This window comes from Brachybacterium sp. AOP24-D1-21, from assembly GCF_052378665.1.
GTDB lineage: Bacteria > Actinomycetota > Actinomycetes > Actinomycetales > Dermabacteraceae > Brachybacterium.
This window is the reverse complement of the sequence record NZ_JBQSXX010000001.1, coordinates 1,295,006-1,318,696: the sequence shown is the minus strand read 5'-3', so window position 1 is coordinate 1,318,696 and position 23,691 is coordinate 1,295,006. Positions and strand designations below refer to the sequence as shown.

The 23,691-nt window shown below is 71.7% G+C and carries 25 protein-coding genes and 2 pseudogenes; 13 read left to right on the top strand and 14 right to left on the bottom strand.

The window, feature by feature from the left end:
* Nucleotides 1–10: 10 nt before the first annotated feature.
* The gene (locus ACT3UF_RS05930) at nucleotides 11–334 is read right to left on the bottom strand and encodes a MarR family winged helix-turn-helix transcriptional regulator (RefSeq protein ID WP_442331883.1); all 324 of its coding nucleotides are present in this window, start codon (nucleotides 332–334) and stop codon (nucleotides 11–13) included.
* Between the two features lie 117 nt (nucleotides 335–451).
* On the opposite strand from ACT3UF_RS05930, the gene ACT3UF_RS05925 reads away from it, so the two are divergent.
* On the top strand, nucleotides 452–1,234 hold the full coding sequence (locus ACT3UF_RS05925; RefSeq protein ID WP_444598837.1) for a GNAT family N-acetyltransferase: 783 nt from the start codon (nucleotides 452–454) through the stop codon (nucleotides 1,232–1,234).
* A 74-nt stretch (nucleotides 1,235–1,308) separates the two neighbouring features.
* Here the strand turns inward: ACT3UF_RS05925 and ACT3UF_RS05920 are convergent, their stop codons facing one another.
* From ACT3UF_RS05920 to ACT3UF_RS05895, 6 genes and pseudogenes are all read right to left on the bottom strand, one after another.
* A complete protein-coding gene (locus ACT3UF_RS05920) occupies nucleotides 1,309–2,859 on the bottom strand; it encodes a SulP family inorganic anion transporter (protein ID WP_441444463.1) in 1,551 nt (516 codons plus the stop codon).
* Nucleotides 2,860–3,007: 148 nt separating this feature from the next.
* The gene (locus tag ACT3UF_RS05915; RefSeq protein WP_441444464.1) at nucleotides 3,008–3,403 is read right to left on the bottom strand and encodes a MerR family transcriptional regulator; all 396 of its coding nucleotides are present in this window, start codon (nucleotides 3,401–3,403) and stop codon (nucleotides 3,008–3,010) included.
* 26 nt (nucleotides 3,404–3,429) lie between these two features.
* Nucleotides 3,430–3,561 (bottom strand): annotated as a pseudogene (locus tag ACT3UF_RS05910) (DUF1541 domain-containing protein); the annotation flags it as partial.
* Nucleotides 3,562–3,631: 70 nt separating this feature from the next.
* Nucleotides 3,632–4,453, bottom strand: coding sequence for a hypothetical protein (locus ACT3UF_RS05905; protein ID WP_444592022.1), 822 nt, complete (start codon nucleotides 4,451–4,453; stop codon nucleotides 3,632–3,634).
* 41 nt (nucleotides 4,454–4,494) lie between these two features.
* A complete protein-coding gene (uppS, locus tag ACT3UF_RS05900; protein ID WP_441444466.1) occupies nucleotides 4,495–5,244 on the bottom strand; it encodes a polyprenyl diphosphate synthase in 750 nt (249 codons plus the stop codon).
* A gap of 94 nt (nucleotides 5,245–5,338) precedes the next feature.
* A complete protein-coding gene (locus tag ACT3UF_RS05895; protein ID WP_444608142.1) occupies nucleotides 5,339–6,430 on the bottom strand; it encodes an NADH:flavin oxidoreductase/NADH oxidase in 1,092 nt (363 codons plus the stop codon).
* A 103-nt stretch (nucleotides 6,431–6,533) separates the two neighbouring features.
* On the opposite strand from ACT3UF_RS05895, the gene ACT3UF_RS05890 reads away from it, so the two are divergent.
* A complete protein-coding gene (locus ACT3UF_RS05890; RefSeq protein ID WP_345075822.1) occupies nucleotides 6,534–6,869 on the top strand; it encodes an ArsR/SmtB family transcription factor in 336 nt (111 codons plus the stop codon).
* Nucleotides 6,870–7,123: 254 nt separating this feature from the next.
* Here ACT3UF_RS05890 and ACT3UF_RS05885 read toward each other — a convergent pair.
* Nucleotides 7,124–8,191, bottom strand: a pseudogene (locus ACT3UF_RS05885) (acyltransferase family protein); the annotation flags it as partial.
* Between the two features lie 188 nt (nucleotides 8,192–8,379).
* Between ACT3UF_RS05885 and ACT3UF_RS05880 the strand changes: the two are divergent.
* Nucleotides 8,380–9,777: a DUF4241 domain-containing protein gene (locus tag ACT3UF_RS05880; RefSeq protein ID WP_345075821.1), complete on the top strand. Its 1,398-nt coding sequence runs from the start codon at nucleotides 8,380–8,382 to the stop codon at nucleotides 9,775–9,777.
* Nucleotides 9,778–9,810: 33 nt separating this feature from the next.
* Here ACT3UF_RS05880 and ACT3UF_RS05875 read toward each other — a convergent pair whose 3' ends face one another.
* From ACT3UF_RS05875 to ACT3UF_RS05860, 4 genes are all read right to left on the bottom strand, one after another.
* Nucleotides 9,811–10,482: a response regulator transcription factor gene (locus tag ACT3UF_RS05875; protein WP_345075820.1), complete on the bottom strand. Its 672-nt coding sequence runs from the start codon at nucleotides 10,480–10,482 to the stop codon at nucleotides 9,811–9,813.
* Nucleotides 10,479–11,738, bottom strand: coding sequence for a sensor histidine kinase (locus tag ACT3UF_RS05870; protein ID WP_345075819.1), 1,260 nt, complete (start codon nucleotides 11,736–11,738; stop codon nucleotides 10,479–10,481). The genes ACT3UF_RS05875 and ACT3UF_RS05870 overlap by 4 nt, the downstream gene beginning before the upstream one ends.
* A 114-nt stretch (nucleotides 11,739–11,852) precedes the next feature.
* Nucleotides 11,853–12,407, bottom strand: a complete 555-nt coding sequence (locus ACT3UF_RS05865) for a TetR/AcrR family transcriptional regulator (RefSeq protein WP_345075818.1) — start codon at nucleotides 12,405–12,407, stop codon at nucleotides 11,853–11,855.
* A 34-nt stretch (nucleotides 12,408–12,441) separates the two neighbouring features.
* Nucleotides 12,442–13,944: an MFS transporter gene (locus ACT3UF_RS05860; RefSeq protein WP_345075817.1), complete on the bottom strand. Its 1,503-nt coding sequence runs from the start codon at nucleotides 13,942–13,944 to the stop codon at nucleotides 12,442–12,444.
* Between the two features lie 246 nt (nucleotides 13,945–14,190).
* Here ACT3UF_RS05860 and ACT3UF_RS05855 point away from each other — a divergent pair, with 246 nt between their 5' ends.
* The 4 genes from ACT3UF_RS05855 (at nucleotide 14,191) to larB (ending at nucleotide 17,539) form a co-directional block, all read left to right on the top strand.
* Nucleotides 14,191–14,376 (top strand): hypothetical protein, encoded by a 186-nt coding sequence (locus ACT3UF_RS05855; protein ID WP_345075816.1) that lies wholly within the window; start codon nucleotides 14,191–14,193, stop codon nucleotides 14,374–14,376.
* A 118-nt stretch (nucleotides 14,377–14,494) separates the two neighbouring features.
* Nucleotides 14,495–15,847 carry a lactate racemase domain-containing protein gene (locus tag ACT3UF_RS05850; RefSeq protein WP_444608141.1) on the top strand — a complete coding sequence of 451 codons (1,353 nt, stop codon included), beginning with the start codon at nucleotides 14,495–14,497 and terminating at the stop codon, nucleotides 15,845–15,847.
* A complete protein-coding gene (larE, locus tag ACT3UF_RS05845) occupies nucleotides 15,844–16,791 on the top strand; it encodes an ATP-dependent sacrificial sulfur transferase LarE (RefSeq protein WP_444608140.1) in 948 nt (315 codons plus the stop codon). The genes ACT3UF_RS05850 and larE overlap by 4 nt, the downstream gene beginning before the upstream one ends.
* Complete coding sequence (larB, locus tag ACT3UF_RS05840; RefSeq protein WP_444608139.1) at nucleotides 16,784–17,539, top strand: nickel pincer cofactor biosynthesis protein LarB; 756 nt, start codon at nucleotides 16,784–16,786, stop codon at nucleotides 17,537–17,539. Before larE ends, larB begins: the two co-directional genes overlap by 8 nt.
* A gap of 28 nt (nucleotides 17,540–17,567) precedes the next feature.
* Here the strand turns inward: larB and ACT3UF_RS05835 are convergent, their stop codons facing one another.
* Both ACT3UF_RS05835 and ACT3UF_RS05830 read right to left on the bottom strand, forming a co-directional pair.
* Nucleotides 17,568–17,930: a type II toxin-antitoxin system death-on-curing family toxin gene (locus ACT3UF_RS05835; RefSeq protein ID WP_441444470.1), complete on the bottom strand. Its 363-nt coding sequence runs from the start codon at nucleotides 17,928–17,930 to the stop codon at nucleotides 17,568–17,570.
* Nucleotides 17,927–18,130 (bottom strand): CopG family transcriptional regulator, encoded by a 204-nt coding sequence (locus tag ACT3UF_RS05830; protein ID WP_441444471.1) that lies wholly within the window; start codon nucleotides 18,128–18,130, stop codon nucleotides 17,927–17,929. The genes ACT3UF_RS05835 and ACT3UF_RS05830 overlap by 4 nt, the downstream gene beginning before the upstream one ends.
* Before the next feature lie 112 nt (nucleotides 18,131–18,242).
* On the opposite strand from ACT3UF_RS05830, the gene ACT3UF_RS05825 reads away from it, so the two are divergent.
* The 6 genes from ACT3UF_RS05825 (at nucleotide 18,243) to ACT3UF_RS05800 (ending at nucleotide 23,621) form a co-directional block, all read left to right on the top strand.
* Nucleotides 18,243–18,872: a TetR/AcrR family transcriptional regulator gene (locus ACT3UF_RS05825; RefSeq protein ID WP_442331880.1), complete on the top strand. Its 630-nt coding sequence runs from the start codon at nucleotides 18,243–18,245 to the stop codon at nucleotides 18,870–18,872.
* Nucleotides 18,869–19,231 (top strand): DMT family transporter, encoded by a 363-nt coding sequence (locus ACT3UF_RS05820; protein ID WP_441444473.1) that lies wholly within the window; start codon nucleotides 18,869–18,871, stop codon nucleotides 19,229–19,231. The genes ACT3UF_RS05825 and ACT3UF_RS05820 overlap by 4 nt, the downstream gene beginning before the upstream one ends.
* Nucleotides 19,228–19,548, top strand: coding sequence for a DMT family transporter (locus tag ACT3UF_RS05815; RefSeq protein ID WP_441444474.1), 321 nt, complete (start codon nucleotides 19,228–19,230; stop codon nucleotides 19,546–19,548). The genes ACT3UF_RS05820 and ACT3UF_RS05815 overlap by 4 nt, the downstream gene beginning before the upstream one ends.
* Before the next feature lie 248 nt (nucleotides 19,549–19,796).
* Nucleotides 19,797–20,801: a LacI family DNA-binding transcriptional regulator gene (locus ACT3UF_RS05810; RefSeq protein ID WP_444608138.1), complete on the top strand. Its 1,005-nt coding sequence runs from the start codon at nucleotides 19,797–19,799 to the stop codon at nucleotides 20,799–20,801.
* A 112-nt stretch (nucleotides 20,802–20,913) separates the two neighbouring features.
* Nucleotides 20,914–22,350, top strand: a complete 1,437-nt coding sequence (uxaC, locus tag ACT3UF_RS05805) for a glucuronate isomerase (RefSeq protein WP_444608137.1) — start codon at nucleotides 20,914–20,916, stop codon at nucleotides 22,348–22,350.
* On the top strand, nucleotides 22,350–23,621 hold the full coding sequence (locus tag ACT3UF_RS05800; RefSeq protein ID WP_444608136.1) for a mannitol dehydrogenase family protein: 1,272 nt from the start codon (nucleotides 22,350–22,352) through the stop codon (nucleotides 23,619–23,621). The genes uxaC and ACT3UF_RS05800 overlap by 1 nt, the downstream gene beginning before the upstream one ends.
* Nucleotides 23,622–23,691: the final 70 nt, after the last annotated feature.

The window sequence follows — 23,691 nt, the reverse complement described above, 5'->3', positions numbered from 1 at the left end:
TTGCGAAGCCTCAGGCCTCGTCGAGGCGAGCCCCGATCGGCTCGAGCAGTGCTGCGAGCGCCTCGAGCTGCTCTTCGGAGAGGTCGCCGAGGATCCGGTCGCGGGCGAGCTCGATGTGAGGGGGAGTGGCGCGCAGCCAGGTCAGCCGGCCCTCCCGGGTCAGGTGAACGTTGATCGCGCGGCCGTCGTCGGTGCAAGCGACCTTCTCGACCAGCCCCCGCTTCTGCAGCCGGGTGACGGCCTTCGAGGCCCTCGGCATGGGGGCCAGCGCGGCGTCGGCGAGCTGGCCCATGCGCAGGGTCGTCTCGGGTGCGGCGATCAGGGCCTGGAGGATCGCGTACTCGAAGTTGATGATCCCGGCGTCCGCGGTGAGCTGCTCGTCCAGTCGGGACGGGAGCTTCTGTCCGATGGTGACGAGGGCGCGCCAAGCGCTGCACCAAGGAGAAATGCCATGAGCACCACCCTCGCCGTCATCGGATCCGGCAACGTCGGATCGGCCGTCGCCGCACTTGCCGCCAAGGGCGGGGCGCAGGTCCAGGTCCTGGGCCGCGACCAGGAGAAGGCCACCGCGCTCGCTGCACAGGTCTCCGGCACCGCCGGCGCTGTCGGCGACGCGATCACGGGCGACATCGTCGTCCTCGCCGTGCCGGACGCGACTGCGGCCGGCCGGAGAGGTGACGTCATGGCAGGGACCGCGATGAGCATGTGCACCGAGCGTCTGCAGCTCGACGCCCCGTGCGACGAGGACCTGGAGGACCTCCACCGCCTCTACTCCGACGCGCGCACCTGGACCCATCTGCCGAGCGGGCGCTTCGCCGAGCTCTCCACCACCGCTGCGGCGCTCGATCGCTGGCTCGCCGACTGGCGCGAGCACGGTCTCGGGGCCTGGGTGGTGAGGGAGGGCGGCGCCGTCGTCGGGCACGGTGGCTGCGCGGTCCGTCAGGGCGCTTTCTGGAACCTCGGATACCGCTTCGCCCCCGAGGTGCAGGGGCGCGGCCTCGCCACCGAGCTCGCGGGAGCGGCCGTCGAGGTGGCGCGCGCGACGCGCCCCGAGCTGCCGGTGGTGGCCTACCTCCTCGAGCACAATCGCGGCTCCGCCGCCGTGGCCGAGAAGGTCGGGCTCACGCTGCGCCACTGCGGTCCCGATGCGGGCAATCCAGACCCGTCGGCTGTGCGCCTGGTGCTCGCGGACCGTGAGCTCGACGCCCGGGAGCTGGCCGCGACGATGCAGTGATCCTGCGTGCTCGCCGATCGCTCGACGAGGCTCTCGTGGACACCGTCCTCGCGGGACGGCGGCCCGGTCCTGGCTCAGTGCCCGGCGCCGAGCTTGCCGGAGAGGCGCTCGAGCCGCTGCTGGCTCGCCCCGTCCAGGCCGATGATGCGCACCTCCTTGCCGTGCACGGCGTACTTCGACTGCACGGCGTCCAGGGTCGCGACGGTGGAGGCGTCCCAGATGTCAGCCGCCGTGAGGTCGACGATGACGGTCGAGGGATCGCCGGCGTAGTCGAACTGGTGGACCAGGTCGTTGCTCGAGGCCCAGAACAGCTGGCCCGTGACGGCGTAGCGACGGATGTCGATGGTGCCGTCGGCGTCCACGTCGGTCTCCCACACCTTCTCGATCCTCACTAGGTGCGCGACCCTCCGGGCGAACAGGACCATCGCCGTGAGCACACCCAGGATCACGCCGACGGCGAGGTTGTGGGTGAGGACGGTGGCGGCGACGGTGACGAGCATGACCGCGGTCTCCGACCACGGCATCAGGCGCAGCGTGGAGGGGCGGATGCTGTGCCAGTCGAAGGTGCCGACGGAGACCATGATCATCACCGCGACCAGCGCCGCCATCGGGATCAGTCCCACGATGTCACCGAGGGCGACGACCAGGATCAGCAGGAACACGCCGGCCAGGAAGGTGGACAGCCGGGTGCGGGACCCGGACTGCTTCACGTTGATCATGGTCTGGCCGATCATGGCGCAGCCGCCCATGCCGCCGAAGAACCCGGCGACCAGGTTCGCGACGCCCTGGCCCCAGGTCTCGCGGGTCTTGTCCGAGGGGGTGTCGGTGATGTCGTCGACCAGCTTCGCGGTCATCAGCGATTCCATGATCCCCACCAGCGCCATCGCGAGCGCGTAGGGCGCGATGATCTGCAGCGTCTCGAGGGTGAGCGGGACGTCCGGGAAGAACAGCTCCGGCAGCGACTCGGGCAGTTCGCCCTGGTCGGAGACGTTCGGCAACGTCCAGCCGGCGGTCACCGCAGCGAGGGTGAGGAGTGCGATCGCGATCAGCGGCGCCGGCACCACAGAGGTCAGCCGGGGCAGGAGCACCATGATCGCGATGCCGGCCGCGACGAGCGGGTAGACGATCAGCGGGATGTCCTCGCCGATCAGGTGCGGCAGCTGGGCGGTGACGATGAGGATCGCGAGGGCGTTGACGAAGCCGGTCATCACGCTGCGAGGGATGAACCTCATCAGCTTCGCCACCCCGAGCAGGGCGAGCACGATCTGCAGCAGCCCGGCGAGGAGCACGGTGGCGATGAAGTAGTCGAAGCCGTGCTCACGGGCCACCGGGGCGATGACCAGGGCGATCGCGCCGGTCGCGGCGGAGATCATCGCGGGTCGGCCGCCCACGACAGCGATCGTCACCGCCATGGTGAAGGAGGCGAACAGGCCCACCTGCGGTGGGACGCCGGCGATGATCGAGAAGGAGATCGCCTCGGGGATCAGGGCGAGCGCGACCACCAGGCCGCCGAGGATCTCGGTCCTGAGCCGACGAGGGTCGCGCAGGGCGCTGCGCACCGTGGCGGGAGGCTGCTGGGAGTGCTGGGGCTCGCTGTCGACGGCTGCTGCGGCAGAGGGGGTCATCAGTGTCCTCGGGGGAGTGGGGGAGCCCCGGAGGCATGGAACGGTTCCGTGAGGGGCTCGCGATCAAACCTCACGTTACGTGAGAGTTGGTCTCGCCGATAGGGGACGCCCGTCACAGCCGCTCAGGTCTCACCCGCCTGCTGTCGGGTCACGCCCCGGAGGACAGCTCCTGCAGTCGCGCGAGGAACTCGTCGGCCATGGTGACCTTGCGTGCGAGGGACGCACGTCGCTCGAGCGCGGACTCCTCGAACTCGCGGAGCTTCTGCCGAACCTCGGCGGAGGCGCCGGGTCGGATGGCGGCCTCGGTGACCTCGAGCAGTTCCCGCATCTGCTCGAGGGTGAAGTCCAGCGGTTTCATCCGGCGTATCAGCAGGATCCTCTCGACGTCCGCCTCGGAGTAGAGGCGGAACCCTCCCGCGGTGCGTTCCGACGGGGTGATCAGGCCGATCTCGTCGTAGTGGCGCAGAGTGCGCAGGCTGAGATCCGTCCGCTCGGCGACCGCGCCGATATGAAGCAGCCGAGGGTCGTCGTCCTTCTCGCTCATGGAGTCAGTGTGCACCATCTCGCGTCTCAGCCGGCCGGCTGCATCTCGCTCTCGACGACCCACTTGTGGTGGGTCATGGTCATCCCGTCGATCTCGAGGTCGACCATGTAGACGGTCTCCTGCATGGAGCTGTCGATGGTCGCCTCGGCGCCACGGACCACGATGATGCGGGATGGCCGACCCTTCGGAGGGGCCCGCGCTCGCGCCGCCCGCGTCGAGAAGGGCTCGCTACAGGCTGCTGCGCAGCGTCGGGATCCGGGGGAGGTGGGTCCCGGTGATCTGCGGCTCCCAGTCCGGCACGTTCCGCCGGGCCACCTCGATGATCTCCGGCGGGGTGATCACGCCGTACTGCGAGTTCGAGGCGTTGGCGGGCCGGGTGAGCTCGCTGACGTGCTGGGAGGACTCCGTCCCGTCCTTCTGGCGGATCACCGGCCCCCACACGTGCACGGCGTCGACGCGCCAGGCGCCCTCCTGAAATCCCCAACGGATCTCGGCCTTCGCGATCCTGGCGGTGCGAGCCTTCACCTGCATGGGGAAGTCCTCCAGCTGCAGGGCGGTGTAGGCGTGCACGAGGACCTGGGTCGTGGTCCCGACGTGCGAGATGCCTGCGGGAGCATGGTGCGGCTCCGACCGTGCGGGGGAGGGTCCGTCGTGGCCCGGGAGTGCTGTGTCCTCACCCCTGTGATCCGATCGCTCGCGAGAGGCGTAGCCCGATTCGTTCATCTGCGGCAGCCAGTCGGGGGTGTGCGCCAGCGCGGCCTCGACGATCACCTGCGGGGTGGTGAGTCCGTAGCTGTCCTCGGTGCCGTCAGCAGGTTCGGAGCTCGTGCTCAGGGCCCTGCGGGACTCCGCTCCGTTCTTCTTCAGGTGCACGCCGTCGAGCTGCACGAAGCTGATGCGCCACTGTCCGTCCTCGAACTCCCAGTAGACGGTCGCCTCTCTGAGGCGAGCGGGGCGACCGTCCACCTCCGTGGTGACGTCCTCCAGTCGCAACGTGGTGAAGGCTTTGATGTGGACTTCGGTCGTCGTCTCGCCCGCCGTGATCGTCATGTGCTCCCCCTCGGAGTCTCCGGTGCGGGCTTCATCCTGCCTCATGGGGTGGCGGAGATGCAGTCCGTCGGGGCCCCGGACCGCTTCGCCGCGAAGAACGTGAGAGCGGCCTCGAGGTCGCTCTCCGTGAACGCCGGCCACGGGCAGGAGGCGACGTGGAGCTCTGCCGCTCTGCTCTGCCACGGGAAGAATCCCGAGGTGCGGCTGTCGCCGCCGGTGCGGATGATCAGGTCGATGTCCTTCACCGGGCCGCCGGCCAGCTGCGCGGTCACGGCAGCGACGGTCAGCTGCTCGACGTCGGCCTCGGGCAGGGCGGAGACGGCGCGCCGCAGCGCCGCGGCCATGTCGGCGCGGGCGTCGTAGCCGATCGCCAGAGTGAGGTGGCCCGGGCGACCGCGGGTCTCCTCCACCGCCTTCCGCAGCGCGCGCTGCGTCGGCCCCGGCAGGAGGCTGAGATCGCCGCTGACGTGGAGCTGCCAGCGCTCTGCGGCGCGCACCCTCTCCGGGATGGTGGTCTCGAGCAGCGCGAAGAGGACGCCGAGCTCACGGGCGTCGCGACGGCGGATGTTGTCGGCGGACAGCACGTAGACGCTGGCGTGCTCGATGCCGCGCGCGGCCAGCCAGCCCAGCAGGCGGGACAGATGCTCGGCGCCGGCCCGGTGCCCGGCGCTCGGGTCGAGGAGGTGCTGAGCGCGTGCCCAGCGGCGGTTGCCATCCATGATGACGCCCACGTGCCGGGGCATCGCCACGGAGCTCGGCGTGAGTCGCGCAGAGACGTCGGGGGCTGTCATGAGTCGATCCTGGAGTCCCGGAGCCCTCCCGGGAAGCGCACGGGCAGGAACGGCGCAGAACCTTCACCGCGCCCGCCCGAGGTGCCGGGACCCCTCAGAGCGCGTAGGAGTACTGCTCGAGGAAGCGCGGAGCGGCTCCGAGCGTGCGGGAGGCGTGGTTCGCCCACGAGGGGTCCCGCAGCATCTCGCGGCCCACCAGCACGGCATCGGCCCGGCCGGAGGAGAGCAGCTCCTCCGCCTGCTCGGCCCGCGCCACGCGGCCGACCGCCGCGACCGGTACCGAGGTGTCCCGGCGCAGTCGCGCCGCATAACGGGTCTGGTAGTCCTCGTCGCGGGGGATCGGGACCACGTCGTTGCCGCCCGAGGAGGCGTCGATCAGATCCACCCCGTGCTCCCCGGCCCAGGCGGCCAGCTGGGCGGACTGCTCGTAGGTCCAGCTCTCGCGCGGGTCCTCGGGGTTCTCCTCGACCCAGTCTGTGGTGGAGATCCGCATCAGCACCGGGAGCTCCTGCGGCCATGCGGCACGGACCGCGTCGACCACCTCGAGCACCAGCCGGGCCCGGCCGGCGAGGTCGCCCCCGTACTCGTCGGTGCGGTGGTTGGTCAGCGGTGAGAGGAAGGAGTGCAGCAGGTAGCCGTGCGCGGCGTGGATCTCCGCGACCTGGAAGCCGGCCTCGAGCGCGCGGCGTGCGGCGTCGCCGAAGGAGCGGACGACCGCGGCGATGTCCTCGCGGCTCATCTCGTGGGGCACCGGGCCGCCCGGGAAGGCGACGGGGCTCGCGCCGTAGGGCATCCAGCCGAGCTCGTCGGTGCCGAGCCAGGCCCCGCCCTCCCAGGGTCGGCCGGTCGAGGCCTTGCGGCCGGCGTGCGCGAGCTGGATGCCTGCGACCGCGCCCTGTGCGCGGATCGCGGCGGCGATGCGTGCGAAGTCCGGGATCTGCGCGTCCTCCCACAGGCCGAGGTCGAAGGGGCTGATGCGTCCCTCGGGGGCCACGCCCGTCGCCTCGAGGATCACCATGCCCGCGCCGCCGGCCGCGCGGGCCGAGTAGTGGGCGAGGTGGAAATCGGTGGGCCGGCCGGCCGATCCGGGCTCGGCCGCCGCGCTGTAGGTGCACATGGGAGACATCCATACGCGGTTCGGGATCTCGAGGCCGCGGAGCTGGAGCGGGGTGAACAGGGTCGTCACGGGAGGAGCCTCCGGAGGGGTCGACGCTAAGTACGAAGGATGCCGTACTACGAGGACGATAGTACTCTCGGGGGACCCCGCGAGAAGAGACCAGGAGGAGACGGTGCGCACACTGCCCCACCCCGATGCGCAGGAGATCGCCCTGGACCAGGTGCTCTCCGCGCTCGCGGACCCGATCCGCCGCACGATCGTCCGCCAGCTCGCCGGTGGCCACGACGACCAGGCGTGCATCGCCTTCGACCTCCCCGTCTCCAAGTCGACCTCCACCCATCACTTCAGGGTGCTGCGCGAGGCCGGGGTCATCTCCCAGCGCTACCGCGGCACCGCGATCCTGAACTGCCTGCGCGACGAGGACCTCGAGTCCCGGTTCCCCGGCCTGCTGGGTGCGGTGCTCGCGGCGGAGCCTGCGCGACCGGCGGCGCCGTCGGGCGACTCCTGACGCCGAGCCGACCCAGCCGGCCCGGCCTCGCCGAGAGTCGGGCGCGGGGCGCGGATCCGGGCGAGCGCCCCGAGCAGCAGCGCGAGCGCCGCGACGCCGCTGAGCGGTGAGGCGCCCGCGACGAGCAGCAGCCCCAGCCCGGCGAGGCCCAGCGCGATCGCCTGCCCGGTGCGGCGGAGCTCGCCCGTCGGCCGCACCGCACGTACCCGCTCGAGCGGGCCGAAGAGCCGGGCCGCCGTCGCCGTGAGCACGATCGAGGCGAGCAGCCACTGCGGCCGGTCCAGCCACCACTGGAGGCTCGAGGGCTCCGGCAGGGTGAGCGCGCCCCAGTGCGCGAGGAGCAGCGTCCCGCCCGCGAGGAGCAGCAGCGCCGAGAGGTTCCACAGGTAGAAGGTCATCGTGCGGGCGGTGACGAAGCCGGTCACGGCCGCGATGTGCGGACGCTCCGCGAGCTCGCGGAGCCGGGGCCGCAGCAGGGAGAGCGCAAGGGTCTGCGCCGCGCCGAGCACCAGCAGGGCGGTGGTGGGCGGGTTCAGGTGCGCGATGAGGTCGGGGGACCAGAGCCCGCTCGCGAAGGCGGCGAGCAGAGCGGTCACGGCCGCTCCCGCGCCCAGCAGCCGGGCGCGGCGGGAGAGGGCCTCGATGCGCCCGTCGGCCAGCAGGAAGCCCGCCTGCTGGAGCGCGAGCCAGACGAAGGCGAGGTTCGCGTACCCGACCGCGTCGATCCCCGTCTCCGCGCGCAGCACGTCCACGATCACCGCGCCGCCGGCCAGGGCGAGCAGCGAGGGCCAGGGCGCCCGCTCATGCGCCCGCAGCAGCGCCGGCAGCAGCGCCTGGGCGCCGAGAAACACCGCGAGGAACCACAGCGGCTCGCGCCAGCGCAGCCCCGCCTCGCCGAGCAGCTCGTCGGGGACGCCGAGGGCGGGCAGTGCGGCGAGGGCCAGAGCGACCGCGGCGATCGGGGCGAGGGCCGGCAGCAGCAGGCGATGCACGCGGGCCGTGACGAAGTCCGTCGCGGAGCCTCCGCGCTCCCGCAGCCGGCGGTGCGCGATGGCGCCGGCGAAGCCGCTGACCACGAAGAACAGCGGCATCACCTGCAGCAGCCAGGTCAGCGGCGGATACCAGGCCGCACCGCGGGTCGCGTACTCGAGCACCGGCCCGGCCGCGCCGGCGGTGACCGCGACCTGGAGCCCGTGGACGAGCATCACGGCCAGCACGCACAGCGCGCGGACCAGGTCGATGCCGCGATCGCGGTGCGAGGGGGCAGGGGTGCGGGCGGGGACGTGCGCGCGGCGCGGGGGCGCGAGATCGATGACGGCCATGGGGCTCCTCCTCGGGTGATGCCGAGGACGCTATGGACGAGGTGCCCCCTGCCGCGTCGCGCGCAGGTGCCGGCAGGGGTGGTCCCTCCGAGCGATCAGCTCAGCGGCGAGACCGGCGCCGCCCCAGCCGTCGGATGACGACCCGTCGGGAGGTGTTCCACGATTCGATGCTGGCTAGAGTCTCCGCCATGGATCTCTCTGCATTCGCCGCCCTGACCCCTGGACCCGCCTCCAACCCGCAGGGTGGCACGCTCACCCTCAGCGTCCACGAGCTCGGTGTCCTCCGAGTGCACTCCGGTCGCCTCGAGGTCGCTGATCCGTTCACCCGTCTGGGAGAGGGCCGGGTGATCGAGGTGTCCCCGGGCGCGTATCCGGTCAGTGTCACGGTGGCCGATGTCTCCGATGCCCAGGACGGCAGCCACCTGCGCGAGGCCTATCTCAGCGTGGTGCTGGCCGACGGTGCGGAGAGGAGCCGCGAGCTGGTCGACGACGCCGAGGTGTTCGTCGATTCCGGTGCCGTCTCCTTCGCCGACCGGGACTCCGTGGAGCGCCTCCTGCCGAAGGATGCCGAGGACCTCGAGGAGCTCTTCGACTCCGGCCGACCGGACAGCTGGTTCACTCTCATGGACGATCCCGAGCATCTGCTGGACGGCACGGCGAACATCATCCTTCCGGGCGCCCAGCACGGGGAGAACGTCATCCTGAGCCATTCCGGATGGGGCGATGGCGTCTACCCCGTCATCCGAGGGCTCGACGAGCGGGGAGGAACGGTCGCCCTCCACATCGATCTCGGCGTGGTGGGCCCCGTGAGGGAACGTCCCGACAGCTCCGAGACGCCGCAGCCTGCAGGTCCGCTGACGGCTCATCTGCTGCTGGACCATCACCCGGCTCACCTCGGCGAGGTGCTGGAGGCCGTCCTGCCCCATCGCGCCCGCGAGCTCACCCGGACGGGGAGCACTGCGGCCGTCTTCGAGACCGCGCACGATGTCATGATGCACATGGGAGTCGCGGGCCGGATCGAGGACCCGGCCCTGCTCCGCGACGCTGCCTGCTCCGACGACAGCGCTGACCTGGTCGAGCGGATCGCTGCACATCGAGGAGCCCTCTCCATCGGCCCGCATTCCGGGGATGATCCGCTGAGCGCGGTCCTCAGCTTCGTCGTCATGCTCGCCGAGGTGCCCCTCCCCATCGCCGTCTGGATCCCGGCGCAGCGCCTCGTGCTCACTCCCGAGCAGTTCATCAGGGATCTCGAGGCGAATGTTCCCCTGGCCTTCCGCGTCCGGCCCGTGGAGGAGGCGGAGACTCCGACGGTCATCACGCGGGGCTTCGCCGCTCTGGGAGGCCGCGAGGTCATCTACTCGGACCCCGGCATGTCGATCACCCGGATGGCCAAGCGTCTCGGGGCGATCGTCGGAGATCTGCGGACGAAGCGGATCGGCGATGTGCCGCAGGCGGGTGCCGAGGCGCGGTTCCTGATCACTGGGTACCAGCTCCAGCCCGCACAGATCCAGGTCGATGGCGCGGACGTGCTCGAGATGGTGGCCCAGAACGGGAGGACGCGAGGGCTCTCCGGCCGGAAGAAGTGACGGCGCCGCTCACCGGGCAGTCCCTCCGAGCGATCAGCTCAGCGGCGAGACCAGGCCGTTGTCATAGGCGAGGATCACCAGCTGCACCCGGTCGCGCACGCCGAGCTTGGTGAGCAGGCGCCCCACATGGGTCTTCACCGTGTGGTCGGAGATGAACAGCCCCTCACCGACCTCCTTGTTGGAGCGGCCCTCGGCGATGAGCATCAGGACCTCCCGCTCGCGGTCGGTGAGCTGGGCCAGGAGCGCCGCATCGCGCGGGGCGCGCGGCCGACGGGCGGCGAACTGCTCGATCATCCTCCGCGTGATCCCGGGCGAGAGCAGCGCGTCACCGGCGGCGACCACCCGCACCGCGTGGACCAGCTCCTCGGGTGTCGCGTCCTTGAGCAGGAAGCCGCTCGCCCCGGCCTGCAGGGCGTCGTGGACGTAGTCGTCGATGTCGAAGGTGGTGAGCATGAGGATCCGCGGCGGCGGGGAGGCGGGGAAGTCGGGTGCCCCGATGCGCCGCGTCGCCTCGATCCCGTCCATCTCCGGCATGCGCACGTCCATGAGCACCACGTCCGGGCGCAGCCGTGCCGCCTGCGCGACGGCCTCCCTGCCCGTGGTGGCCTGGCCGACCACGCGCACATCGGACTGGGCGTCGAGCAGGGCCGCGAAGCCCGCCCGCACCATGGCGGCGTCGTCGGCGAGCAGGACGGAGATCGTCATGCGGGCTCCTGGGGGTGATCGGTGAGCGGAAGGACTGCGGTGACGGTCCAGCCCCCGTCCGGGTCGGGCCCGTGCCGGAGGGTTCCTGCCAGCTGCGAGACGCGCTCCTGCATGCCGCGCAACCCGTTGCCGGAACCTCGAGGGGCGGAGGTCGCCGCGGCGGGGACCCTCTCATTGTGCACGCGGAGCATCACGGCGCCGGGTTCGAAGACCACCTGCAGGTCGATCGGTGCGCCGGGCGCGTGCCGCACCGCGTTGCTCAGCGCCTCCTGCGTCACGCGGTAGGCGGCCAGGTCCACGGAGGCGGGCACCGGCTCCGGCACCTCGTCCAGGTGCAGCTCCAGCTCCGCGCCCGCGCGGCGGAAGCCCTCCACCAGCTCGGGGATCTCGGCCACGCCCTGCAGCGGCGCGAGCGGCGGGGTGTGGTCCTCCGTGCGCAGCACCCCCAGCAGGCGGCGCATCTCCTCGAGGGAGCCGCGGGCGCTGCGGGCGATGTCGTCGAACTCCGCGGCGGCCTCGGGGGAGAGGTCCGGGATCCGGTAGCGGGCGGTGGAGGCCTGCACCTGGGTCAGGGCGGTGCTGTGCGCGACCACGTCGTGCAGCTCGCGGGCGATGCGGGTGCGCTCCTCGACCAGCAGCCGACGCGAGTGCTCCGCGGCGGAGACCTCTCGCTCGCGGTGCAGCTCCTCGCCCACGCGCAGCCTGCTGCCCAGAAGCACCGCCACCAGGGACGCCGCCGCGCTGAGCGAGGCTGCGACGATGAGATCCGTACCGGCCGCCTCCGCCCGCCCCAGCAGCGGTGCGCTCAGCAGCGGGCCAAGGTGCCCGATCGCGAGCGGTGCCGCTCCTGCCTTCCAGCCGTGCAGCGTGGTGATGACCAGCACGAACAATGTGAAGGCGATCATCGCGGGCACCGACCACGGCCACGGCCAGGACGAGGGTCCGTCGCCGAGAGACACCAGCGGCAGGATCCAGGCTGGGAGGCAGGCGAGGACGCTCGCGGTGCGAGGGCGGGGGACGGCCAGCAGGGGCGCGGCGACCAGTGCGGCGCCGAGTGGCAGGGCGAGCACGACGGGGGTGCCGTATCCGTTGGCGTGGATCGGCACCAGCACGCAGAACAGCGCCAGTGCGGCGACCCCCAGCACGATCATCACCGCGGTCCGTCGCCGGAGGAGTTCCGCGGGGGAGGGGGCGGCGGGAGCGATGCCGTCGGCGCCCGCAGAGGGAGCGGTCACGGCGGTCACGGAGCGTTTCACGGCTCGATGCTAGGACGGCGATACGCCGTGCGCATCGCTCGGAAGTACCGTTCCGCGGGGTGCGACCCCGACCTTCGGACGGTCCCTGGCCTCAGCTCTGCATCGAGCGCGGCGTCAGGGCGTCGCGAGGTCGAGCAGGGAGGCCTCGAGCCGCTCGCGGTCGCTGTCGTCGAGGATCGCGCCCCACAGCGGGGCGCTGATGCTCCCGTCGGACGCCGCGATCACCAGGCGCACCACGGCGGGATCGAGCCCGTCGGCATGGAGCTCCTCGCGCCACTGCGTCGCGTCCTGCTGGGCGAGCTCGGCGAGTCCCGGCTCGAACATGAGGTGGGAGGCCAGGGCGATGGAATCGCGCAGCCGGTGGACGTCGCCCGCGTCGGCGAAGCTCACACGGACGTAGGCGCGGGTGAGCCGGCCGGGGGAGGGGGGCTCCGTGGCCGCGCTCGCGTGGACCTGATCCCGGAACTGGGCCATGAGGTCGCTTGCCAGGGTGTGCAGGAGCGCCTCCTTGCTGGGGAAGTGGTAGAGCAGGCCCCCCTTGGAGATGCCCGCCTCGGCGGCGATCTCGGAGACCGGCACCGCCGTGCCCTTCCGGCCCACCAGGCGGATGGCGGTGTCGAGGATCAGTCGCCTGGTGTCCTCCGCGCTGCGCCCTGCTGTGCGTGCCATGGCTCCAGTCTCCCTGATCCTCGCCGCGCCCGCCTCAGCGGGCGGCGGAGGCGGTGGCCCGGGTGTCGGGGATGAGGGCGAAGGCGACGACCGCCGAGACCACCATGACCCCCGCGGCGATCAGCGTGGTCACCTGCATCGCGGAGACGAAGGCGTGCTCGGCGGCCGCGAGGGCGGCGGCGTGGTCGGCGAGGACGGCCGACGCCGAGGACAGCGAGTCCTGCGCCCTCGTCGCCGTCGCGCCGGTGACATCCGGGGGGAGCGTGAGGCCGGAGCGGTAGAGCACGGTCATGACGGATCCCAGCACGGCGATGCCGAGGGCCACGCCCAGCTCGTAGGCCGTCTCCGACACCGATGCGGCGGCCCCGGCCTTCGCCGGACGCACCGCGGAGACGACGGCGTCCACGCTGAGCGTCTCGGCGATCCCGATGCCGAGCCCCAGGGGGACGAGTGCGAGCAGCACCCAGCCCAGCTGTTCGCTGCTCTCGAGCACTGCGAGCAGGCCGAGCCCCGCCGCCCCCGTCAGCAGCGCGAGGGCGATCGCTCGGCCGCGGCCCAGTCGTGCGAGCAGGAATCCCACGAGCAGCACTGCCGCCATGGACGCGAGAGCGACGGGCAGCTGCGCGATGCCGGCCTGGAGCGGGCTGAGGTGGCGGGCCAGCTGCAGGTACTGGGAGAAGAAGAACAGCACGCCGCTGAGCGCGAAGACGGAGGTGAAGTTGACCAGCACCGCGCCGCTGAAGGCGGCGTTGCGGAACAGATCCACCTCGATCATGGGCGAGTCGACATGGCGCTGGCGGCGCACGAAGAGCACGCCCCCGAGGATCCCTGCGGCGATCGCGAGGAGGGTGCCGACGCCGGCGCTCCCGCCGGCGATCTGCTTGACGGTGAGGACGAACGGGATGATCGCCATCATCGACAGGGCGCTGGAGACGAGGTCGAAGCGTCCCGGCGAGGGGTTGCGGGACTCCGGCAGCAGCCACCCGCCGGCGATCAGCACCGCCGCGATGACGGGGAGGTTGATGAGGAACACCGAGCCCCACCAGAAGCTCTCCAGCAGCGCCCCGCCCACCACGGGGCCGAGGGCGATCCCGCTGGCCGCTGCGGCGGACCACAGCGCGATCGCCCGGGTCCGCTCGGCGGGGTCGGTGAAGATGCTGCGGATCAGCGACAGCGTCGAGGGCATGATCGTGGCCCCGGCGATCCCCAGCAGCAGCCGCGCGGCGATGAGCACCTCGGCCGACGGAGCGAACGCTGCGAGGACGGAGGCCGCCCCGAAGGCGGTCGCGCCGAGCAGCAGCAGCCGCTTGCGCCCGATGCGGTCCGCGAGGTTGCCCATCGTGACCAGCAGCCCTGCCAGGGCGAGGGAGTAGATGTCCCCGATCCACAGCACCTGGGTGGCCGTGGGGGAGAGATCCGCCGTGAGGGCGGGCACGGCGAGATAGAGCACCGTCGCGTCGATGGCGAGCAGCAGCACAGCCCCCACCAGGACGGCCAGGGCGGCCCAGCGGCGCCGGGGGCTCATCGTGTCGGTCATCGGTACTCCTCAGAACTGAACCGTCGCGTCGGTACAGTTTCAAGGTCGTCGTGAACGACGGTCAAGGCGGTGCGGCCCGCGCCACACTCCGTCCCGCACAGCCGAGCGTCCGAGGTACCCACCCGACGTCGAGCTCAGCTCCGCCCATCGGACGCGGACCCGGCGGCGTCGTCCGCCGAAAGTCGGTTCACCGGCCCCTGCGCTCCTTGCGATCCTGGCACCACCCGCAACGAGAGGAAGCAGACCATGACCGAGAGTTCGAGAAGGTTCATGACCATGGCGGCCATCGCCGGAGCGCTCATCGCGGGCGTGCTCGCCCTCGTGATGCTCCTCGGCGATCAGCCGCTCGTGGGTGCAGGTCTCGCGGTGATCGCGATCGCCTCGCTCGGCACGCTGCCCCTCGCACGCCGCGGCAATCGCGCCGGCAGCTGAGCGACGCCCGCCTCGGCGGAGAAGGTGCCCGCGCGGGGTGTCGAGCACGCCGGGAGCCCTCATGGCAACAGCCGGGCCCTCCTTGTCCTGGTCAGGCCCGACGGCGCATAGTGGAGCCATGAGCGAGCCGAATGCGACGACGCAGCCCACGATCCACCCGATCCCCGACGGGCTGGCCGAACGTGCCGCCCTCCTCGGCGGCCCGGGCGGTGCGCTCACCGACGAGCAGATCACCGGCTTCGTCGCCGAGCAGCTCGCCGGGCAGGACCTCGAGGGCAGGAGCGTCTGCCTGATCATCCCGGACGGCACCCGCTCCGTCCCGCTGCCCAAGGTGCTGCCCGCGATCCACGACGCGCTCTCCGGCCGCGCCAGCTCCGTCACCGTGCTGATCGCGCTGGGCACCCACGCCGCGATGAGCGAGGCGGCGATCGACACCCTGCTCGGCGCCACCGAGCGCGGCGCGAAGGCCACCTACCCCGAGTGGACCGTCGTCAACCACGCCTGGGACGACCCCACCCAGATCGCCGACCTCGGTGAGATCTCCGCCGAGCAGATCGCCGAGCTCACCGGCGGCCTGCTCACCGACGTCCCCATGCGCGTGCAGATCAACAAGCTGGTCGTCGAATCGGACGTCAACCTCATCGTGGGCCCGGTCTTCCCCCACGAGGTGGTCGGCTTCTCCGGCGGCAACAAGTACTTCTTCCCCGGCTGCTCGGTGCACGACGTCATCGACATCTCCCACTGGGTGGGCGCGCTGATCACCGCCAGCCGCATCATCGGCACCCTCGGCATCACCCCGGTGCGCCAGCTGATCGACGCCGCGAGCGACCTCATCGAGTCCGAGAAGCTCGCCTTCACCATGGACGTCCTCTCCGGCGGGCAGGACCTCAACGCCATCGCCTTCGGCGACCCGCAGGCCGCCTGGGCCGCGATGGCGAAGATCTCCGCGCAGACCCACATCACCTACGTCGACAAGCCCTACAAGCGTATCGTCGCCCTGGTGCCGGAGATGTACGACGACATGTGGACCGGCGCGAAGGGCTTCTACAAGTCCGAGCCCGTCTGCGCCGACGGCGGCGATGTGATCATCTACGCCCCCCACATCACCGAGGTCGCCGCGATGCACCCCGGGATCCGCGACATCGGCTATCACAACATCGAGTACTTCACCAAGCAGTGGGACCGGTTCAAGGACCACCCCTGGGGCGAGCTCGCCCACTCCACCCACGTCACGGGCCTGGGCACCTACGACCCCGAGACGGGGGAGGAGAAGCAGCGGGTGAACCGCTACTTCGCCACCTCGATCTCGAAGGAGGAGTGCGAGGTCTACAACGTCCTGCACATGGACCCCGCCTCCCTCGACATCGAGGCGCTGCGCAACGACCCCGACACCCTCGTCATCGACCACGCCGGCGAGGTGCTCTTCCGCCTCGCCTCCGAGCGCGACGGCGCGGCAGGGCAGGACAAGTGACCACCACCCACCAGCGCACCGCCCCGTCGGGACCGCACGCCCCCCGCTCGCTGTTCTCCCCCGGCCACCCCGGCTTCGAGATCACCGCCATGACCCCGGACGGCCTCACCGGTGAGGCGCTCGCGCTCGCCGATGCGGTCGCGGTCGAGCTCGAGGGCGTGGGCCGGCTCGGCGTCGCCTATTCCGGGGGCGTGGACTCCGCGACCCTGCTCGCGCTCGCCGTCCGGGCGCTCGGGGCCGAGAACGTCGTCGCCCTGCTCGGCGTCTCCCCGTCGCTCGCCCGCCGCGAGCGGCGCCTCGCCCACCAGGTCGCCTCCGTGATCGGGGCCCAGGTGGTCGAGGTCCGCACCCATGAGGGCGAGAACCCCGAGTACCAGAAGAACGACGGCTCGCGGTGCTTCCACTGCAAGGACGAGCTGTTCACCCGCATCGGCGATGACGTCGTCGGCGCGCAGCAGCTGGACGCCGTCGCCTACGGGGAGAACGCCGACGACGCCACCCGCCACGACCGGCCCGGCGCCGGCGCCGCCACCCGGCACCAGGTGCTGCGCCCGCTGTCCGCCGTGGGCATGACGAAGCAGCAGGTCAGAGAGGTTGCGCGGGGCTTCTCGCTCCCGGTCGCGGATAAGCCCGCCGCGCCCTGCCTCGCCTCCAGGATCCCCTTCGGACAGGAGGTCACCCCCGAGAAGCTGCGCCAGATCGACGACCTCGAGGACGCCGTCTACGAACAGGGCTTCAGCGACTGCCGGGTGCGCCATCACGGCGCCGTGGGCCGCATCGAGCTGCCCACCGGCGAGCTCGCCCGCGCCATGGAGCCGGGCATCCGCGCGGCCCTCGTCGCCGCCGGCAAGGAGACCGGCTTCCAGCACGTCACGATCGACCTCGACGGCATCCGCTCGGGCCTGTTCTCCCTCCAGATCGTGGGCAAGGGCGGGCGTGGCTGAGGCCGCAGCGGGCCCGCGCGACCCGGCGGCGGCCGACGGGCCAGCAGCGGCCGACGGGAAGATCGACGGCTTCCTCGACCTCGACCTCGACCGTGCCCGGCGCCGCGGGGCGCCCGAGGCGGTGCTGTGCGATGCCAAGAGCGTCCAGCAGGTCGCCGCGATCGCGGCGGAGTACGCGCGGCTGGACGCCGAGGGCCATGACGGGCTCGGGCCGGTGCTGTTCACCCGCGCCGATGCCGCGCGCGCCGAGGCGATCCTCGCCGCGCTGCCCGGGGCCTTCCATGACGCCGAGGCGCGGCTGCTGGCCTGGCCCGCAGCACCCCCGGAGCCGACGGGAGGCCTGGTCATCGTGGCCTGCGCCGGGACCAGCGACCTGCCGGCGGCCCGCGAGGCGGAGCTGACCGCCCGCTATCTCGGCCGCCCCGCACGGCTGATCGCCGACATCGGCATCGCCGGCCTGCACCGCCTGCAGTCCCGCCAGCCAGAGCTGCGCGAAGCGGCCTGCGTGGTCGTCGCCGCCGGCATGGACGGCGCGCTGCCCACCGTGGTCGCCGGGCAGATCAGCGCGCCCGTGGTCGCCCTGCCCACCTCCGTCGGCTACGGCGTGGCCAGCGGCGGCGTCACCGCCGCGCTCACCATGCTCTCGGCCTGCGCCCCCGGCATCGGCGTGGTCAACATCGACAACGGCTACGGCGCCGGACACCTCGCCGCCCAGATCGCCCGCTGGGCCCCGGCCGCGGGGGAATGACGGTGAGGATCCCGTCAGTGCCGCGCGGTCAGTGCCACCGCGCGAGCGACTCGGCGGTCTCCTGGACTGACGAGGATCCGGTGGCCACTGCGATCACGAGGTCATAGGCCTCATCGTCCGGTGCCTCGAGCGCGATTCCGTTGACACCGTAGAACACCACGACCCCGAGCCACCCCAGCCGCTTGTTCCCATCGAGAAGGGAGTGGTTGCGCACCAGCGACTCCAAGAGTGCGGCGGCCTTCAGGTCGATGGTGGGATAGGCCTCCCGTCCCCAGAGGCTGGTGGTGGGGCGGTGGGCGGCCGAATCCAGCAGCCCAAGCTCCCGCACCGGCCCCACCTGCAGGTCATCGATGAGGGAGAGCAGATCTTCTGTGCTGAGGAAGACGGTCACTGCGCGAGGCGGTCGAGCAGGTCGGCATACCGGGCCCGGCCCTGAGCGGAGAGCTCACCGACGAGCTGCTGGTGCCCTCGGCGGGCCGCTGCCTCGCGGATCGCGCGCACGGTTGCTTCCTGACGGCTGACCCCATCTCGCTCGGCCAGCTCTGCCAGGATCCGCTCATCAGCGTCCGTCAGACGCAGTGTCATTGCCATGCACGACATGGTATCACTGTGGTATCACCCCGGGCGAGGTTGCGGTGACGTTGGGCTCGAAGGGGCGCCTGACACTTGCGTCATCGCACCATCCGAACGGTAAAGTAAGTGGATGATGGCTTCCGTTCCCCGGTCGGCCCGCCCTGCGCACCGGCCCTCCGCCCGCGAGGCGATGCTCGATGCCGCCGAGGCGCACCTCAGCGCGGACGGCACCCTGACCCTCGACTCCGCCGCCCGCGCCGCGGGAGTCAGCAAGCCCGGGCTGATGTACCACTTCCCCACCAAGGAGCAGCTGCTCGCCGCGATCCTCGACCACATGGCCGCCCGCTACGAGCGCGGAATGGCGGCGGCGGTCGCCGAGCTCTCAAGGGATGCCGAACTCCCGAAGCGTGAAGCGCCCGGCCCCGCCGTGAACTCGATCTTCGCCGACGCTCCCGCGACTCAGCGCGTCCTGGCCTACTTGGACTGGGCCTGCACGGCACCGCTCAGCGCTTCTGACCTGGTGATCTTCGCGGACCCTCGCCTCCGTGTCAGCCTCACCGAGCGGTGGCAGGAGCAGATCGTCCGCTGGTTCCACGTTCCCGCGGGAACGCCGGCGGACGAGCGGGCACGGCTGCTGGCGGTGCGGCTGATGGCCGACGGCATCTGGTTCGACCGCGCCGCCGGGTTGCTCGAGACCGATGACGAACAGGCCGCTGCGCTGCACGAGCTCGCCGTGGGTCTGCTGGGGGGTGAGGCATGAGCCCCTGGCTGCTGCTGCTCGGAGCAATCCTCAGCGAGGTGACCGCGACCCTCGCCCTGCGCGGCGCCCTGGACCGCCCGGCCCTCTACGTCGTGGTCGTGACCGGCTACGCGATCTCCTTCGTCCTGCTCGCCCAGGTGCTTCGGCGCGGTATGGGCCTCGGCGTCGCCTACGGGATCTGGGGCGCCTGCGGGGTGGTGTTCACCGCGGCCCTCTCCGCAGTGCTCTTCGGTGAGGCGTTCACGGCGCTCAAGGTCAGCGGCATTGTGCTGATCGCCGCCGGGGTGGTGGTCGTCGAGCTCGGCTCCCAGCGGGCCCGGCGCGCAGAGGCGGCGGTCTCAGAGGAGGCGGTCTCATGAGCTGGCTGCTGCTGGGCGGGGCGATCCTCTCCGAGGTCGCCTCGACCCTCTCCCTGCGCGTCGCCGCCGGCGGCCGACGGGCCTGGTACGCCCCGGTGATCCTCGGATACCTCATCGCCTTCGCACTGCTCTCCGGAGCGCTGCAGGCGGGAATGCCGCTCGGGGTGGCCTATGGCATCTGGGCCGCCGCCGGGATCGTGCTCACCGCTCTGCTCTCCCGGGCGCTGTTCCGCGAGGCGCTCACCCCGATGATGCTCGCCGGGATGGGACTGATCGCGGCCGGGGTGCTGCTCGTCGAGCTGGGCAGCGCGGGCTGACGCCCGCTGGGCGCCGTCGGCCCGCCGTTCTGGCACAGTGGCCGACGAGGCATTGCCCAGCCGCGCTGGGGTCCGGTCCCGCTGCCCGGGGCGCTGCGTGCGCTGACAGGTTGCCGCTGGTTGCCCCTGGCCGGGGTAGGATCATCCGGCAGACAGCAGGCGCAGGTGCCCCGTCCGGAGCACGGTCGGGGTCGGTATGCGCCTCAGCAGACAGGCAACGCCGAGCAGGCGGGGACGGAGCCGGCCAGGTGGCGGACAAGCGCGTGACGATCTATGACGTCGCAAAGACCGCAGGTGTCGCCCCGTCCACGGTCTCCCGGGCCTTCTCGAGGCCCGGCAGGGTCAGCGCCGCCACCCACGCCACTGTGATGGCCGCCGCCAAGGAGCTCGGCTACCGCACCAGCGCCCCCGCCGCCCAGGAGCGGGGCCATCGCCACCACCGCCTCGGCATCGAGGTCCCCGACCTCACCAACCCCTACTTCGCCGAGCTCGTCTCCGGCATGCAGGAGGCCGCGCATGAGCAGGAGTTCCTGCTGCTCCTGCTCGACACCGTGGAGGATGAGGCGCGCGAACGCACGAGCCTCGAGAGCGCCGTCAACGTGGTCGACGGCATCGTGCTCGCCGGCACCCGCCTCTCCGACGCCACCCTCAACCACCTCACCAAGCGCATCCCCGTGGTGGTGCTGAACCGCCGCGTCGCCGGCCTGGATTCGGTCACCCCGGACTATGAGCACGGGATGGGCCAGGCCATGGCGCACCTCGCCGAGAACGGGTCCCGCACCGTCACCTACGTGGCCGGTCCGGTGAACTCCTGGTCCGACGGGGAGCGCTGGCGGGCCGCCCGCGTCGCCGCCCGCCAGCACGGGCTGCAGGTGCAGCGCCATGGTCCCTTCGCGCCGACCACGACTGGCGGGGAGCAGGCCTTCGAGGAGCTGCGCGACTCCCTTCCCCACGCGGTGATCTGCTACAACGACCTGGTCGCCTTCGGATTCCTGGTCTCCGCGCTGCGCGCCGGGATCCGGGTGCCCGGGCAGCTGTCGGTGATGGGACATGACGACATCCAGCTCTCGCGACTGGTGGGCGGTGGTCTCACCACCGTGGTCAGCCCCAAGCGGGCGCAGGGTCGGGCCGCGGTGGAGCGCCTGGTGCGTCGGATCGAGAACCCGTCGGCGCATCGCGCCCCGGTCGAGGGCTCCCTGCCGGTGCGGCTGGTGCCGCGGGGCACCACCGGGCCTCGCGAAGCAGGTGCCTGAGCTCCACGGAGCAGGTGCTGGAGCCCTGTCGCGCCTGGCGATTGTGCACTGCGGGGTCGGCAACCGGTGACAACCCTCGGCACTCTTGGCCCACCCTTGCCAAGATGGCGGCATGAGCAACGACGCCTTCGTGCCGCACCCTGACAGACTCTTCCCCGCTGACCCCGCTGTGCGCGAGATCGCTCGGGGGCTCTACGAGCTCGAGAAGGACCAGCCGATCGTCTCGCCCCACGGGCACGTCGACCCCCGGCTGCTCCTCGACAACGAGCCGTGGCGCGACCCCACCGCGCTGTTCATCACCCCGGATCACTACGTCAACCGCCTGATGCACGCCCGTGGCGTGGACCTCGCGGACCTCGGCGTGGGCCAGGGCCCGCTGGACGAGAAGGCCTCCCGCAAGGCCTGGCGCCTGCTGGCAGAGCACTGGCACGCCTACGCCGGCACCCCCTCGCGCTACTGGATGGAGCACGTCTTCTACGAGGTGTTCGGCCTCGAGACGGTGCTGAACCCGCGCACCGCCGACGCGATGTATGACGCGATCGCCGAGAAGCTCACCCGCCCGGAGTTCCGTCCCCGCGCCCTGTTCGAGCAGTTCGGGATCACCGTCCTGGCGACCACCGACGACCCCGTCGATGACCTCGCACCGCATGCCGCGCTCGCCGCCGACGAGTCCTTCGCCGGCCGGGTCATCCCCACCTTCCGGCCGGACAAGTACCTCGAGGCCGGCCGTCCCGACTTCCTCGCTCTCACCGATGCCCTCGGCGAAGCTGCTGGTGTCGACGTCAGCACCTACGACGGCTACCACGAGGCGATGCGCGCCCGCCGCCTCTACTTCCGCGACCACGGCGCGGTCTCCTCCGACCACGCCCACATCGATCCGGGCACCGCCCGGCTCAGCGATGAGGACGCTCGCCGCCTCTACACCGCCGCCCGCGCCGGTGAGATCAGCGCCGACGACGCCGTGGCCCTGCGCCGCCACATGCTGGGAGACCAGGCGCGCCTGGCCTCCGAGGACGGTCTGGTGATGACCATCCACCCGGCCGTGCTGCGCAACCACAGCGATGAGATGTTCGAGAAGTTCGGCGCGGACGTCGGCTTCGACATCCCCGTCGCCGTGGACTACGTCCATCACGTCCGCCCGATGCTCAACGACGTGGGCCACCACCCGAACTTCCGCACCGTGCTGTTCACGATCGACGAGACGGTGCTCTCCCGCGAGATCGCCCCGCTGGCCGGCGTGTACCCCTCCGTGTTCGCGGGCGCGCCGTGGTGGTTCATCGACTCGCCCGACGCGATCCTCCGCTACCGCCGCTCCGTCTCGGAGACCCTCGGCTACTCGCGGACCAGCGGCTTCATCGACGACACCCGCGCGTTCTGCTCGATCCCGGCACGGCATGACATGTCCCGCCGCCTCGACGCAACGCACCTCGCAGGGCTGGTCGCCGAGCACCGGATGCGTCTCGAGGACGCTCAGGAGCTCGTGGCCACCCTGCCCGATCAGCAGCCGCGCGAGGTCTTCCGCCTCGGCACTGCAGGAGAGAAGAACTGATGAGCACTCCCAGCCCCTCGGACGTGGGCCGTCTGGTCCACCTCGGCATCGGCAACTTCGCCCGTTCCCACACCCTGCTCAGCACCGACGTCGCCGGAGGCTGGTCCGTGGTGGCCTTCACCGGTCGCTCGGCCGCGATGGCTGATGCGCTGAACGCCCAGGGCGGCAGGTACGGCCTGATCGTGCGCGGCCCGGAGCAGGACGAGGTCAGCATCGTCGACGTCATCGACGAGGTGTACCCCGCCTCCGACGTCGATGCCCTGGTGCGCCTGCTCGCCGATCCCTTCACCGCGGTGGTCACCTTGACCATCACCGAGAAGGGCTACGCGGCCGGCAGCGACCCCGCCACCTCCGCCCCCGCCCGCATCGCACTCGGCCTGAAGGCCCGCCGCGAGGCCGGCGTCACCGAGCCGATCGCACTGGTCTCCTGCGACAACCTCACCGGCAACGGCGAGGTGCTCGGCCAGGCGGTCCTCGCCGAGCTCGACGAGGATACCCGGGCCTGGTTCCCGGACCATGTCGACGTCATCTCCTCGATGGTCGACCGGATCACCCCCTCCGCCGATGACGGAGCCTCGGAGACCGTGCGCGCCCAGACCGGTCTCGCCGACAGCGTCCCCGTGGTCACCGAGCCCTTCTCCGAATGGGTCATCGAGGACCGCTTCCGCGGCCGCCGCCCCGAGTGGGAGAAGGCCGGTGTGCAGTTCACCGACGACATCGAGGTGCACGAGCTGCGCAAGCTGCGCCTGCTCAACGGTGCCCACACCCTGATGGCCTACGCCGGCCAGGTCGCGGGCGTTGCGCGCGTGGACGAGGCGATCGCGCACCGTGAGGTGCGGGCGCTGGTCGAGCAGCTGTGGGCCGAGGCCCGCTCGACGCTGCCGCTGCCCGCGCACGAGCTCGACGCCTACACCTCTGCCCTCGAAGTGCGGTTCCGCAACCCGCGCCTGGCGGACAACCTGATTCGTATCGCCGCAGACGGCTCCGTGAAGCTGCCCGTGCGCGCCCTGCCCGTGATCGCCGAGCGCGGCGGTCCGGACCAGGCTCCTGGCGAGGTCGCTGCCGTGGCCGCCTGGACCGCTTGGGTCACCGACCGCGTGCGCGGCGGCCATGAGGTCCAGGACCCGAAGGCGGCCGAGATCGCGACCGCTACGGCGATCGAGGACGCGACCGAGCGGGTCACCGCCCTGCTCGCGCTGATCGACGTGCCCGCCGGCGACCCCCTGATCGCCGCGGTGGCCGCCGAGGAGAAGCGCCTGCCGCGTCCCTGACGGCGCCTGGCGTGTCCCTCAGGGTCGTTGCTGCCCAGTGATGAGCGCGCGAGAACCATCCGTGGTTCTC

Excerpts from the sequence above, each read along its gene's own strand:
- ACT3UF_RS05925 (WP_444598837.1), top strand. The coding sequence starts at position 452 with ATGAGCACCACCCTCGCCGTCATCGGATCCGGCAACGTCGGATCGGCC.
- ACT3UF_RS05920 (WP_441444463.1), bottom strand. The coding sequence starts at position 2,859 with ATGACCCCCTCTGCCGCAGCAGCCGTCGACAGCGAGCCCCAGCACTCC.
- ACT3UF_RS05915 (WP_441444464.1), bottom strand. The coding sequence starts at position 3,403 with ATGAGCGAGAAGGACGACGACCCTCGGCTGCTTCATATCGGCGCGGTC.
- ACT3UF_RS05905 (WP_444592022.1), bottom strand. The coding sequence starts at position 4,453 with ATGACGATCACGGCGGGCGAGACGACGACCGAAGTCCACATCAAAGCC.
- uppS (WP_441444466.1), bottom strand. The coding sequence starts at position 5,244 with ATGACAGCCCCCGACGTCTCTGCGCGACTCACGCCGAGCTCCGTGGCG.
- ACT3UF_RS05880 (WP_345075821.1), top strand. The coding sequence starts at position 8,380 with ATGGATCTCTCTGCATTCGCCGCCCTGACCCCTGGACCCGCCTCCAAC.
- ACT3UF_RS05875 (WP_345075820.1), bottom strand. The coding sequence starts at position 10,482 with ATGACGATCTCCGTCCTGCTCGCCGACGACGCCGCCATGGTGCGGGCG.
- ACT3UF_RS05865 (WP_345075818.1), bottom strand. The coding sequence starts at position 12,407 with ATGGCACGCACAGCAGGGCGCAGCGCGGAGGACACCAGGCGACTGATC.
- ACT3UF_RS05860 (WP_345075817.1), bottom strand. The coding sequence starts at position 13,944 with ATGACCGACACGATGAGCCCCCGGCGCCGCTGGGCCGCCCTGGCCGTC.
- ACT3UF_RS05855 (WP_345075816.1), top strand. The coding sequence starts at position 14,191 with ATGACCGAGAGTTCGAGAAGGTTCATGACCATGGCGGCCATCGCCGGA.
- ACT3UF_RS05850 (WP_444608141.1), top strand. The coding sequence starts at position 14,495 with ATGAGCGAGCCGAATGCGACGACGCAGCCCACGATCCACCCGATCCCC.
- ACT3UF_RS05830 (WP_441444471.1), bottom strand. The coding sequence starts at position 18,130 with ATGGCAATGACACTGCGTCTGACGGACGCTGATGAGCGGATCCTGGCA.
- ACT3UF_RS05825 (WP_442331880.1), top strand. The coding sequence starts at position 18,243 with ATGATGGCTTCCGTTCCCCGGTCGGCCCGCCCTGCGCACCGGCCCTCC.
- ACT3UF_RS05820 (WP_441444473.1), top strand. The coding sequence starts at position 18,869 with ATGAGCCCCTGGCTGCTGCTGCTCGGAGCAATCCTCAGCGAGGTGACC.
- ACT3UF_RS05815 (WP_441444474.1), top strand. The coding sequence starts at position 19,228 with ATGAGCTGGCTGCTGCTGGGCGGGGCGATCCTCTCCGAGGTCGCCTCG.
- uxaC (WP_444608137.1), top strand. The coding sequence starts at position 20,914 with ATGAGCAACGACGCCTTCGTGCCGCACCCTGACAGACTCTTCCCCGCT.
- ACT3UF_RS05800 (WP_444608136.1), top strand. The coding sequence starts at position 22,350 with ATGAGCACTCCCAGCCCCTCGGACGTGGGCCGTCTGGTCCACCTCGGC.